Consider the following 12845-nt stretch of genomic DNA (forward strand, 5'->3'; position numbering starts at 1 on the left):
ATTGCCGGTATTGTCCCGGCTTGTGTCCCCAGCACCCCGTCCGACGTCGTCCGCGGCTCCGCCCGGGCGCGCCCCGCGCAGGGCCGTGCCGCCCCGGTTCCTGGCGCCCCGGTCGCTGGCGGGCGGCATGCTCGCCGTCGCGGTGGGCGTCTGCCTGACGGCGTGCGCCGGCCTGCTCGACCCGAGCGCCGAGCCGATGCCCGCGCCGGGGATCGCGCCCGGTGTGGTCGGCGTGGCGGCGCCGGTCGAACGGGCGCCGTCCCCCCACCCGACCTCGGTGGGGGCCATCTACGGCGAGCACGCCCAGGAGTCCGCGGCGGTGGACGTGCAGCCGGCTCCCAGCGACTCGGCGTCGCGCGGCGAGGACCGCGAGCCGCTCCCGGGAGCGGGCGACGGGACCGGCACCGGATCCGGGGACGGCACAGGCTCCGGCGGGGCGGGCGACGGCGGCGGAACGGGTGGCGCCGGCGGCGCGACACCCGACCTGACCGACTCGGTGCAGTACGCCGCCGCGTTGGAGGACGCGGTCAACGGCCACCGGACGGCGAACGGACTGGCGGCCCTGGTCCACGACGACTGTGCGTACGACGTCGCGCTGGAGCGGGCCCAGGCGCTGGTCGGCCAGGAGCTGGCGCACGCGCCGCTCGGCCCGATCTTCGACCGCTGCCCGACCACCGCCGTCGCGGAGAACCTGGCCAAGGGCGGGTGGACGCCGGCGGAGGCGGCGCAGGGCTGGATGGACTCGGAGGGCCACCGCGCCAACATCCTGAACGGCGACCTGACCCGCGGCGCCATCGCCTGCGTGCCCGACGGCGGCGACCCCGCCGCACCCGTCATGATCTGCGCGCACGTCTTCCTGGCCTGACGCCGCGGACCGCCGGGCCCCGGGAAACGGGCCGCGGTTGTGGTCGGCCCGCGCGTCGTGTCGAATCGACGTCGTGCTCCGCAACCCGATCCGCCTCGCCGTCACGCTCGTGACCGCCACGGCGCTGCTCACGGCCTGCTCGGACCTGCCCGGACGGGACGCCACCCCGGAGCTGACGGCGACGCCCCAGGCGACCTGGACCGCGCCCGGCGACGTGGACCTCACCGACCCGGGGCAGTACGCCGCCGCCCTGGAGGACGGCGTGAACGCGGCCCGTGCGCAGGTGGGCGTGGCCGAGCTGGAGCACGACGACTGCCTGCAGCCGGTGGCGGTGGAGCGGGCCGCGGCGCTGATCGGCGCGCCGGAGCTCACCCACGCCCCACTGCCGCCGGTGCGGCAGAGCTGCCCCGGCGGGCTCGTGGCCGAGAACCTCAGCCGTACCGCCAACCCGCCGCAGGTCGTGGTGCAGGCGTGGCTGGACTCGCCGTCGCACCAGGAGAACCTCGTCAACGCGGAGCTGCGGCGCGGCGCGATCGGGTGCGTGGTCGACGGCGGCACCGCCACGGCACCGGTGCTGGTCTGCTCCCACGTGTTCCTCGATTGACTCTCCCCAGACCCTCCCCGATACCGGGGCAACCTGGCCTGTTGCGCCCGTTATGGTGTGACGCGCGCATGAGCGCGCGTGTCAGACGTACAGGTCACCCGGGTGACCTGTACGTCTGACACGTGACGGAGCACCCGCCCGGAACGACAGCAGGAGAAAAATGGCCCAGGCGACGACCGCCGTCGACCGACCTTCCGGACCACCCTCCGAGCCGCGCGGAGGGGCGGGCCGGGCCCCCGCCGCCCCGGGCACGGGGCACGCGTTCCGTACCGACATCAACGGGCTGCGCGCGGTCGCGGTGCTCGCCGTCGTCGTCTACCACGCGGGGATCGCGATCCCCGGCGGGTTCACCGGCGTCGACGTCTTCTACGTGATCTCCGGCTACCTGATCAGCTCGCTGCTGCTGCGCGAGGTGGACCGCAGCGGGTCGGTCGACCTCGTCGAGTTCTGGACGCGCCGCATGCGCCGCCTCGTGCCGGCCCTCGCGCTGGTCGTCACGGTCACGCTGCTCGCGTGCCTCCTGATCCTGTCGCCCCTGGTCTGGGGGCGTCTCGCGTGGCACGGCGCGTCGGCCATGCTGTTCGTCTCCAACCTGCTCTTCCCGTACCAGGGGCAGGACTACTTCTCCGACTCCGTCACGCCGAGCCCGTACCTGCACACCTGGTCGCTCGGCATCGAGGAGCAGTTCTACATCTTCTGGCCGCTGCTGATCCTGCTGGCCGTCGCCGTGGCCCGGCGTACCCGCGTCCCGGCCCGCCGCATGCTGCAGCTCCTGTTCGCGGGGACGTTCGTGGTCTCGCTGGCCACCTCTGTGTGGCTGACGGCGGCCGTCCCCGAGTGGGCCTTCTACGTGCTGCCCACCCGTGCCTGGGAGTTCGCGGGCGCCGCCCTCGTCGCGACCGTGCCGTGGGGCCGGCTCGCCGAGCTCTCCCGCCTGCGTCCGGCCCTGCTGCGGGCGCTGCTCGGCACCGCCGGGTTCGCGCTGCTCGCGCTCTCGTTCGCGGTGGTGCGCGAGACCGACCCGTTCCCCGGCACGGTCGCCCTGCTGCCCGTCGGCGGCGCGCTGCTCGTGCTCGCGGCGGGCAGCATCTCCGCGTCCGGCACGTGGGTGGACCGCGTGCTCGACCTGCCGGTGCTGCAGCGGCTCGGCGACGTCTCGTACTCCTGGTACCTCTGGCACTGGCCGTTCGTCGTGCTCACCACGGCGGCGGTGCAGGACGACGCGGTCTGGATCAAGGTGCTCGCCTCGGTCGCCGCCCTCGGCGCGGCGTTCGCGACCTACCGCTGGGTCGAGAACCCGATCCGGTTCAGCAGCGCGATGCGGTCCTGGCGCCGTACCGCCGCGGTGACCCTGGTGATCGGGCTCGCGGTGGGCGGCATCACGGTCGGCACGCGGGTGGCGACCAGCGCCGTGCTGGAGCGCGAGCCGTACGCCACCGCCGTCGCGGCCCGCGCCGAACCTGCGCCGTACGGGTGCACCGACACCACCGAGACGACGTCGGGCACCGACGTCTGCCTGCTGGGCGACGTCGACGCCACCACCACCGTGCTGCTGCTCGGCGACTCCCACACGATGCACTGGATCCCCGCCTTCGACGCTGCCGCGGCGGACGCGGGCCTGCGGCTCGCCGTCCGCTGGCGGCATGGTTGCCCCGCCGCCGAGGTCAAGGTCGAGCAGCCCGCCGACCGCGGCCCGTGCGGCGACTTCCAGGCCGAGTCGGTGCGCGTCGTCGACGACCTGCGGCCCGACGCCGTCGTCGTCAGCCAGGCGCAGATCTACGGCGACCGCATGCAGCACGAGGACGGCAGCCTGATGACCGAGGACGAGGTGCGCAGCGCCTGGGCCCGGGCGAACGACGAGCTCTTCGCGCACCTCACCGCGGTGTCCCCGTCCGTGGTCGCGGTCAAGGACAACCCGCAGCTCGACGTCGACCCGCTCGAGTGCCTCACCCGGCCCTGGTCTGCGGTGGGCGACTGCGGCATGCCGCTCGCTGACGCCGAACGCTCCAACGGCGACCTGCCCGGCATCAGCGCCGAGATCTGGGACAGGTACGACGTCGAGGTGTGGGACGGCGTCTGGTCGGAGACCTGTGACACACAGACCTGTGGCGTCGGTGATGTCAGTCACCCCGTCTACCGTGACTTCCACCACCTCAGCGCCGAATACGTGCTGACCAAGGTGCGCTCCGTGGAAGAGATGCTCCAGACTGCGGTGCGCGGCAGCTCGCCGGGCAACAACAGGTAACGAAGGGGAACATCGGACCCATGGCTCACGACCAGGCCCAGGCGCGGGGCGCCGTCGACCGGTTCTTCAAGATCAGCGAACGCGGGTCGACGGTGTGGACGGAGGTGCGCGGCGGCCTCGTCACCTTCTTCACGATGAGCTACATCGTGGTGCTGAACCCCCTGATCCTGGGCAGCGTGCCTGACGGCACCGGGCAGTACCTCGGTGGCGGCACCACGGTGGGCGACCTCCCGGCGATCGCTGCGGCGACCGCCCTGGTGGCCGGCATCATGTCGATCCTCATGGGCGTGGTCGCGAACTTCCCCCTGGCGCTCGCGGCGGGGCTCGGGCTCAACGCCGTCGTCGCCTTCTCCGTGGCGGCGCTGCCCGGCATGACCTGGGCCGACGCCATGGGCATCGTGGTGCTGGAGGGCCTGGTCATCCTGATCCTGGTGGTCACCGGCTTCCGGGAGGCCGTGTTCAAGGCCGTGCCCCGCGTGCTCAAGATCGCGATCAGCGTGGGCATCGGCCTGTTCATCACGTTCATCGGCGTGTACGACGCCGGCTTCGTGCGCATCCCGGCCTCCCTGTCGACGCCCACGGAGCTCGGCATGAGCGGCTCGCTCGGTGCCTGGCCGCTGTTCGTGTTCGCGTTCGGCGTGCTGCTGGCCGCCGTCCTGATGGTGCGCAAGGTGCGCGGCGGCATCCTCATCGCGATCGTCGCGTCGACGGTGCTCGCGGTGGTCATCGAGGCCGTCGGGCAGATCGGCAAGCGCACCGACGACAACCCGGGCGGCTGGTCGCTCAACGTGCCCGCGCTGCCCGACTCCGTGGTGGCGCTGCCGGACTTCTCGCTGATCGGCCAGTTCTCGCTCTTCGGCTCGTTCGAGAAGATCGGCGCGATCGCGGTCATCCTGCTGGTGTTCACGCTCCTCATCGCGGACTTCTTCGACACGATGGGCACCATGGTCGCCATCGGCGGCGAGGCCGGGCTGCTCGACGAGAAGGGCAACCCGCCGCGGACCACCCAGATCCTGATCGTCGACTCGATCGCCGCGTCGGCGGGCGGCATGGGCTCGGTGTCGTCCAACACGGCGTACGTCGAGTCGGCGTCCGGCGTGGGCGACGGCGCCCGGACCGGCCTCGCCGCGATCACGACCGGCGTGGCCTTCCTGCTGACCACGTTCCTGTCGCCTCTCGTCAAGGTGGTGCCGCACGAGGCCGCCACCCCCGCGCTCGTGATCGTCGGCTTCCTCATGGTGGTCCAGGTGACCGGCATCGACTGGAAGAACCTCGAGGTCGCCATCCCCGCGTTCCTCACCATGGTGCTGATGCCGTTCGCCTACTCGATCACGGTGGGCATCGGGGCGGGCGTGATCTCATTCGTGCTGCTCAAGATCGCCGTCGGCAAGGCGCGCAAGGTCCACCCACTGCTGTGGGTCGCGGCCGCGCTGTTCCTCGTCTACTTCTTGATGGGCCCGATCCGCACGGCGGTAGGTATCTGACGCTGGTCGCCTGGCCGGCGCGCGGGGCCCACCCCAAACACGAAGGTGCGCTTCTACCCAGTCATTGGGCCCGGAAACGGGCTGTTTCCGGGCCCAATGACTGGGTAGAAGCGCACCTTTCAGCTTGGCGCCGGGATCGGGGCTGGGGTTGGCAGATTCACCGGGGTGCCCGCGGCTGCGTACCGGCCCGGTTGCCAGCGGTGTCGGGCGAGTACCTTCGCGACCTGCGCGCCGATACCACCCGGTCGATCGTTCTCAACGGGCCGGAAGCGCAGCATGATCATCTGTCCGGCGGCCAGGAGCTGGTTCTGGCGCGGGGCGTCCCGGACCAGGGCCTGCTCGGTGCTGTGCGGCCCGACGCCGTCGATCTCGACGACCAGCCAGCGCCCGTCGGGGAGCCGCCAGACGAAGTCGACGCGCGCGACGACCTTGCCGCCCGTCATGATGCGCACCTGGAGGTCGTCCGGGGGCACCCCGTTGTCGTGGAACGACAGTCGCGCCGCCGATTCGGCAACGGACTCCGAGCGTGGGTCGACCAGCCCGAAGAGCTCGTGGAGCTGGGCACTCCCGTGCCGGCGTCGGACCAGGTCATGCAGCTCAGCGAGACGGGTCGGGGTGAACCCGTGCCGGCGAGCGAGGTCGTCGAGCACGGCAAGGGCATTCTGGCGGGGGAGTCTCCGGAGCGCCTGCGCCGCGGCATGGTCGATCCGGGCGACCGACCGGTCGCCGATCCGCACAGTCGGGAACGTCGCGTAGTCCACGACGGCGACGCCGTGCCGCGTGCGCCGGGGCGACCGGTCCTCGCGCGCGACCTCCAGCGGAGAGTCGCGCGGCAGCCCGGAGACGCCGTGCAGCACGAGCGCGCAGCAGCCGGTGGCGACGGCGTCCGGCCCGTGCACGAGCAGCGCGAACCAGGTCCGCCATCGTGCGGAGTGGTCGAACCAGTCGTTCCTGACCCTGCTGCCGAGCGGCACCGGATCGCTGTCGTACACACCGCGCGCGGGGCTGGTCCAGCGGACCTGCCCGACCAGACGGCGCCGGACCTCTCGGCTGATGCCGAGTTCCTCGCACTGGACCGTGGACAGGAGGCCGGCCTGCCGGCGCAGGAGCGTCTCGGCGGCTCGCGGGATCACGAAGGTCTTCGGCATGGACCCACTTCACCAGCGCGGGCCCCTGCGGCCGGGGTCACCCGGCCCACCTGTGCACAACTGCTGAAAAGAGCCCCCTGTGGTCGCGCTCGGCCGCTGTGACCCCCGTCCCCCAGGTCCCCGCCGACCCGCCGATGTCTCCGCCGACTCGCCGACGCGGTCCGCGGTCTCGCCCCCCGCCGACCCGCCGAGCCAGCGGTCCCGCTGAGCCCGCCAACCCCGCCGCTGTCCCGATCGTCGCCGGCCCCGCCCAATGAAAATGCGCTTCTACCCAGTCATTGGGCCCGGAATCAGCGTGATTACGGGCCCGATGACTGGGTAGAAGCGCACTTTGTCGCGCCGCATCCGCAGAGTGGCGGCGGCGCCGGGGAGAGCTAGGCCGCCAGGGCCTGCCGCTCCGGGGCCGGGTCCGCCAGGGGCGGGTAGTCCACCTGGAGGTACGGGCGCGGGATGCGGTGCTCGCGGGAGAGCCGCGCGCGGACGCGCACGTGCCACGTCCGGTACGCCCAGACGGTCGCGACCGCCGCGACCAGCAGGGTCGCCACGGCCCCGATGAGCACCGCGTACCGCGGGCCGAACGTCTCGCCGATCCAGCCGACGACGGGCGAGCCCAGCGGCGTGGTGCCGAGCAGCACCATCATGTAGATCGACATGACGCGACCCCGCATCTCGGGTGCCACCGAGAGCTGGATCGCCGCGTTGGCCGACGTCAGCATGGTGAGTGACGCGAAGCCGACGGGGATGCACATGATCAGGTAACCGAGGTAGGTCGGCATGACGGCCTGGATCCCCATGGCGATCGCGAAGGCGAACGCCGCGCCGAGCACGAGCCGCACGCGCGGCCGCTCCCGCCGGGCCGCCAGGAGCGCGCCCGCGAGCGAGCCGATGGCCAGCACGGACCCGAGGATCCCGTACTCGCCGGCGCCCCGCCCGAACTCGACGCGCGCCATCATGGCCGACGTGAGCTGGAAGTTCAGTCCGAACGTGGAGACCACGCCCATCACGACCATGATCACCACGATGTCGCTGCGCCCGCGGATGTAGGCGAGCCCTTCGCGGATCTGCCCCTTGGCGCGCGAGGCGGTGGGCTGGACCCGCAGGTCACGCATCCGGGTCAGGGCCAGGATCACGGCACCGAACGCGATGCCGTTGATGACGAACACCCATCCCGTGCCGACGGCGGCGATGAGCAGGCCCGCCACACCGGGACCGATGAGGCGCGCGGCGTTGAAGTTCGTCGAGTTGAGCCCGACGGCGTTCGCGAGCCGCTTGGTCGGCACGAGCTCGGCGACGAAGGTCTGCCGCACGGGTCCGTCGATGGCGCTCACCACACCCAGCAGGGCGGCGAACACGTACACGTGCCACAGCTCGGCCGCGCCGGACAGCACCAGCGCACCGAGCCCGAGGCCCAGTACGCCCATGCCGCCCTGCGTGAGCATCAGGAGCTTGCGGCGGTCGACGCGGTCGGCCAGCAGGCCGGCCCACGCGGACAGGAAGATGTGCGGGATGAACTGCAGCGCGGTGACGATGCCCACGGCGACGCCGGAGTTGTTGGTCAGGACGGTCAGGACGACCCAGTCCTGCGCCACGCGCTGCATCCAGGTGCCGATGTTGGCGACGAGAGCGCTGGCGAACCAGAGACGATAGTTACGGTATTTAAGGCTGGCGAAGGTTGCGCTCATCGAGCGGCGATCCGGATCAGGAGCTCGCTGGCTCCTGCAAGGATCTCTCTCTCCTCTACGGTCAGTGTGGACAGCTGTTTGGTGAGCCAGGCGTCACGACGACGCCGGGTCTCGGCGACCTCACGTTCGCCCGCCGCGGTGAGGCGGACGACGACCTGTCGCTTGTCGGTCGCGTGCTCCACCTTCTCGACGAGGCCGAGCTCAGCCAGGGTGTTCACTGCTCGGGTCATCGACGGCGGCCGGACGCGCTCGTGCTCGGCGAGGGAGCCGGGAGACATCTCGCCGTGCTTGTGCAGCACGGTCAGGATCCCGAACTGCCCCTCGGGAAGGTCGGCCTCGCCGCGCTCGGCGCGCAGGCGACGGGACACTCGGGTGAGGGCGACGCGGAGGTCGCCCCCGACGGTCGCCGGGCTTCGGCTGGACCTGCGGGAGCTCGACGGCACCCACGTCATTCTAGATCATTAGCCTTGCTAACGGTACGTGGGTGCGGTCACATCACCGGCGTCCGACGGCGCCGCCTGGCGGCGGAAGAGCGCGCCCCCCCGGCGGCGGAAAGACGCGCCGCCCGGCGCCGGAGCGGCACGCCGCACACAGCCGGGAACGACGAAGCGCCCGACCCCGTGCGGGGGCGGGCGCTCCGAGGCCGGAACGGCCGAGGGTCAGCGCGCGCGGTTGGACTGCGCGAACTGTGCGACGCTCGGCTGGAGCTCCTGCTGCACGCTCTCGAACCGCTGCCCCTGCTCGCTGTGCACCTTGAGCCGGTTCTCGAACTCGGCCTGCGTGCGCAGCTCGTCCTCGGTGGGCCACAGGCCGATCCCGAGGATGAGGAGGAACGTCACGACGCTGACCGCCATCACGAGCGGCACGAGCAGCTGCATCGTGGACGCGCCCGCGGGGACGGTGCTGACGGGGTTGACCACGGAGACGCCGGCCATGCCCGTGTAGTGCATGCCGGTCACCGCGATCCCCATCACCAGGGTGGCCACGATGGTCGCGAGCGTGCCGCGGATGTGGACCGTGCACCACAGCGCGGCGGTCGCCGCGACGATCGCGATGGCGACCGACGCGATGACGTAGACCGGGTTGTAGACGACCTGGGCGGACATCTCCATCGCTTCCATGCCCATGTAGTGCATGGCGGCGACGCCGGAACCGGCGAGCGCGCCGCCGACGAGCATCGCCGGCAGCTTTCGCTTGCCCAGCTCGGTGATGAACAGGCCGGCGCCGACCACGATGATCGCGATCGCCGCGCTGAGGAGGGTCTCAGGGATGTTGTACCGGATGGTCACGCCGGAGGCGGAGAAACCGAGCATGGCGACGAAATGCATCACCCAGATCCCGGTACCGCCCAGGGCGATGGCGCCGAAGACGAGCCACGCCGCACGCGCGCCGCCCGAAGCCGCTCGGGCTCGGGACGTGCACGCAAGGCCCGTCGCTGCGCCGGTGCACGAGATCGCGAACGCCAGGATGGGCGTCACGATCCCGAAGGTGAAGTGGTCGATCACTGGCATCTTGTTGAACAGCCCCTCAGAATGGTTCCCTCTGTTGCGGAAACGTTACAGAGTCCCCGTGTACCGGACAATAGGCAGAACTCCCCGTCGAAGGGGTATTGCGGACGTGATCGGGCTGGTCAGAAGCGTTCGACGAGATAGTCGACGCACGCGGTGAGCGCGGCGACGTCGTCGGGCTCGACGGCGGGGTACATGCCGACGCGGAGCTGGTTGCGCCCGAGCTTCCGGTAGGCGAACACGTCCTGGACGCCGTTGGCGCGTAGCTCGGAGAGTACCCGTCCGGCGTCGATCTCGTCGGCCAGATCGATGGTCCCGACCACCGTGGACCGCTCCTCCGGGCGCCGCACGAACGGCGTCGCCCACGGCCGCGCGTCGGCCCAGGAGTAGAGGGTCTCGGCCGACGTCGCGCAGCGCTTCACCGACCACTCCAGCCCGCCCTGTTGCAGGAGCCACTCCACCTGGTCGGCCAGGAGCAGCAGCGTCGCGATGGCCGGCGTGTTCAGGGTCTGGTCCAGGCGCGAGTTCTGGATCGCGGTGGTGAGGGACAGGAACTCCGGCACCCAGCGGCCCGACGCCTCGATCCGCGCCGCGCGCTCGACGGCCGCGGGGGAGAGGACCGCCAGCCACAGCCCGCCGTCGGCCGCGAACACCTTCTGCGGGGCGAAGTAGTAGGCATCGGTCTGGCGCAGGTCCACCGGCAGCGCGCCCGCCCCGGACGTCCCGTCCGTGAGCACGACGGCGCCGTCCGGCCCGGACGGGCGCAGCACCGGGGCCATCGCCCCCGTGGAGGTCTCGTTGTGCGGGGTGGCGTAGGTGTCGACGTCGTCGGCGGGCTCGAGGTAGGCGACCGTGCCCGGCTCCGCGTCGATCACCTGGGACGGCTCGAGGAAGGGGGCCCGCGACGTGGCGGTGGCGAACTTGGCGCCGAACTCACCGAAGGACGCGTGCTGCGCCTTGCGCTCCACGAGGCACAGCGTGGCGACGTCCCAGAAAGCGGTGGAGCCGCCGTTGCCGAGGGCCACCTCGTACCCGTCGGGCGCGCCGAGCAGCTCCGTGACACCCTCGCGAATGCGGCGGACCACATCCTTGACGGGCGCCTGCCGGTGCGAGGTACCGAGCACGTGGGCGTTCGCCACGAGATGATCGACCTGTCCCGGGCGCACCTTGGAGGGGCCTGAGCCGAAACGGCCGTCGGTGGGCAACAGGTGTGTCGGGATTGTCAGTGGCACAGAACTAGACTAGAACCTGGGCCGACGCCCGGGGCGCCGAGCCCAGGGCGACTGGACGGCTGCGCGCATGACGGGAGCTGACGTGACGGATCTGATCGACACCACCGAGATGTACCTCAAGACGATCTACGAGCTCGACGAGGAGGGCATCACCCCCCTGCGCGCGCGCATCGCGGAGCGCCTGGGGCACTCCGGTCCGACGGTGTCGCAGACGGTCGCGCGCATGGAGCGCGACGGGCTCGTGATCGTGACCGGCGACCGCCACCTGGAGCTCACCGAGCTCGGGCACGACAAGGCGATGCGCGTGATGCGCAAGCACCGCCTCGCGGAGCGCCTGCTGACCGACGTGATCAAGCTCGACTGGGAGCACGTGCACGTCGAGGCCTGCCGCTGGGAGCACGTGATGAGCGACCTCGTGGAGAAGCGGCTCGTGGGCCTGCTGGACCACCCGCACCACGACCCCTACGGCAACCCGATCCCCGGCCTGTCCGAGCTGGGCGAGGCCTACACGGACGTGCCGTTCCTGGCCGGCGTGATCTCGCTGCCGTCCGCCTTCGAGGCCGCGGCCAAGAAGGGCGTGAAGGGTGAGCCGCTCGCGGCGTCCCTGACCCGCATCGCGGAGCCCCTGCAGACGGACGTCGAGCTGCTGGCCCGGCTGTCCGACGCCGGTCTCGTGCCCGGCTCGCGGATCACGGCGGAGCTCACCGACGGTACGTACACCGTGACGGTCGACGGCGCCGGGACGGCGCTCGAGCTGGGCGAGGACCTGGCGCGACACCTCTTCGTCGCGACCTCCTGAGGGTGTCCCGAACCACCCGCTTTGTCGGAAAGGTGAGGCCACGTTCCCGACACGCCATGACATTCGTTGCCGGAACGTGACATCGGGGGTGACGTCGGGTACGTTCGGATCGCTCCCGCGGAGTTTATTCCGAGGGAGTCTCCGGACGGACGCCGAACTCTGTCACCGGCCGGGGCCCCAAGACGACCGCATGACAGAGGCGGGGGACCCACCATCGGGCGCCAGGGTGCGTCCTCGGGGTGAAGCCGGGTAATCCTTCGGGAGTGCACGGCCGGGTGATTTCTCCCACCCGAACCCGACAGCTGACCTCGAAGGCGTACAAGGAGAGGTACTACGTGACCGCACGTACCACCCGCGCACGCCATCGTGCTGCGCGGCGCCCCGTGACTCCGCTCACCGAGCTTGCTCAGAACGCCGCCGTCGGTCGTCGTACCGCCGTCGTCGCAGCAGCCGGTGGGCTTCTTGTTTCCACCTTTGGTGGCGCGATGGCAGCGCAGGCCGCTCCGATGGAGACCGGCCACGCCAAGATGAACTCGGTGGACCTCAACGCGCTGACGTCCCAGGCTCGCGAGTCCCTGTCGAACGCCCCTGTCGTGACCGTCGCGCCCGACGCCGAGCTGAGCGTCGAGAAGTCCGCCGTCTCGGTGGTCTCCGCCGCCGACAACAAGGACTACCAGGCCGAGCTCGCCGCCCAGGAAGCCGAGGAGGCCGCTGAGGCGGCCGCCGCCGAGGCAGCAGAGGCCGCGGCCACCGCGGTGTCGACCGCCTCCTCGTCCGTCGACGTCCCGGCGTCGGCGATCGGCAACTCCGTGATCTCCATCGCCAGCCGCTACATCGGCGTCCCGTACGTCTCCGGCGGCTCCAGCCCGAGTGGTTTCGACTGCTCGGGCTTTACCTCGTACGTCTTCGCGCAGCTCGGCATCTCGCTGCCGCACTCGTCGTCGGCGCAGGCCGGCTACGGCACCCAGGTGCCGGCGTCGCAGGCCCAGCCGGGCGACCTGATGTGGACCCCCGGTCACGTCTCGATCTACGCCGGTGGCAACACCATGATCGACGCGTCCAAGCCGGGCACCGTGGTCGACTTCCGCACCATCTGGCAGTCGAACCCCACGTTCATCCGCCTGGGCTGATCGCAGCCACGCAGTACCGCAGCAGAGCGCCTGTCCGGGGAGATCCGGGCGGGCGCTCTGCTTTGCCATCTTTCTGCCGTCTTTTTGCCTCCGGATACCCGTGGACCGCGCCCCGCCGGTAGCGTTGGAGGGCAAAGATGCACTGCTG

General features: G+C 71.3%; 11 protein-coding genes and 1 riboswitch. Of the genes, 6 read left to right on the forward strand and 5 right to left on the reverse strand.

The window, feature by feature from the left end; all coding sequences use genetic code 11:
- Positions 1–22: 22 nt before the first annotated feature.
- From QRN56_RS17785 to QRN56_RS17800, 4 genes are all read left to right on the forward strand, one after another.
- Complete coding sequence (locus tag QRN56_RS17785) at positions 23–865, forward strand: CAP domain-containing protein (RefSeq protein ID WP_285105454.1); 843 nt, start codon at positions 23–25, stop codon at positions 863–865.
- A 73-nt stretch (positions 866–938) separates the two neighbouring features.
- Complete coding sequence (locus QRN56_RS17790; RefSeq protein WP_285105456.1) at positions 939–1469, forward strand: CAP domain-containing protein; 531 nt, start codon at positions 939–941, stop codon at positions 1467–1469.
- A gap of 160 nt (positions 1470–1629) precedes the next feature.
- A complete protein-coding gene (locus QRN56_RS17795; RefSeq protein ID WP_285105457.1) occupies positions 1630–3714 on the forward strand; it encodes an acyltransferase family protein in 2085 nt (694 codons plus the stop codon).
- A gap of 20 nt (positions 3715–3734) precedes the next feature.
- The gene (locus QRN56_RS17800; RefSeq protein ID WP_285105459.1) at positions 3735–5198 is read left to right on the forward strand and encodes an NCS2 family permease; all 1464 of its coding nucleotides are present in this window, start codon (positions 3735–3737) and stop codon (positions 5196–5198) included.
- A gap of 119 nt (positions 5199–5317) precedes the next feature.
- Here QRN56_RS17800 and QRN56_RS17805 read toward each other — a convergent pair whose 3' ends face one another.
- The 5 genes from QRN56_RS17805 to serC all read right to left on the reverse strand — a co-directional run bounded on the left by QRN56_RS17805 (position 5318) and on the right by serC (position 10768).
- On the reverse strand, positions 5318–6346 hold the full coding sequence (locus QRN56_RS17805) for a putative endonuclease domain-containing protein (RefSeq protein ID WP_285105461.1): 1029 nt from the start codon (positions 6344–6346) through the stop codon (positions 5318–5320).
- Between the two features lie 374 nt (positions 6347–6720).
- Positions 6721–8028 carry an MFS transporter gene (locus tag QRN56_RS17810; protein ID WP_285105463.1) on the reverse strand — a complete coding sequence of 436 codons (1308 nt, stop codon included), beginning with the start codon at positions 8026–8028 and terminating at the stop codon, positions 6721–6723.
- Positions 8025–8480, reverse strand: a complete 456-nt coding sequence (locus QRN56_RS17815) for a MarR family winged helix-turn-helix transcriptional regulator (RefSeq protein ID WP_285105464.1) — start codon at positions 8478–8480, stop codon at positions 8025–8027. Before QRN56_RS17815 ends, QRN56_RS17810 begins: the two co-directional genes overlap by 4 nt.
- 207 nt (positions 8481–8687) lie before the next feature.
- On the reverse strand, positions 8688–9539 hold the full coding sequence (locus QRN56_RS17820) for an MHYT domain-containing protein (RefSeq protein WP_285105466.1): 852 nt from the start codon (positions 9537–9539) through the stop codon (positions 8688–8690).
- A gap of 119 nt (positions 9540–9658) precedes the next feature.
- A complete protein-coding gene (serC, locus tag QRN56_RS17825) occupies positions 9659–10768 on the reverse strand; it encodes a phosphoserine transaminase (protein ID WP_285105469.1) in 1110 nt (369 codons plus the stop codon).
- 82 nt (positions 10769–10850) lie between these two features.
- Between serC and QRN56_RS17830 the strand changes: the two genes are divergently transcribed.
- Complete coding sequence (locus tag QRN56_RS17830) at positions 10851–11567, forward strand: iron-dependent transcriptional repressor DtxR (protein ID WP_285105905.1); 717 nt, start codon at positions 10851–10853, stop codon at positions 11565–11567.
- Between the two features lie 140 nt (positions 11568–11707).
- Positions 11708–11900, forward strand: a riboswitch (cyclic di-AMP (ydaO/yuaA leader).
- A 152-nt stretch (positions 11901–12052) separates the two neighbouring features.
- Positions 12053–12697: a C40 family peptidase gene (locus tag QRN56_RS17835; protein WP_350224584.1), complete on the forward strand. Its 645-nt coding sequence runs from the start codon at positions 12053–12055 to the stop codon at positions 12695–12697.
- Positions 12698–12845 lie beyond the last annotated feature (148 nt).

The organism is Promicromonospora sp. MEB111 (genome assembly GCF_030209445.1).
Classification (GTDB): Bacteria; Actinomycetota; Actinomycetes; order Actinomycetales; family Cellulomonadaceae; genus Promicromonospora.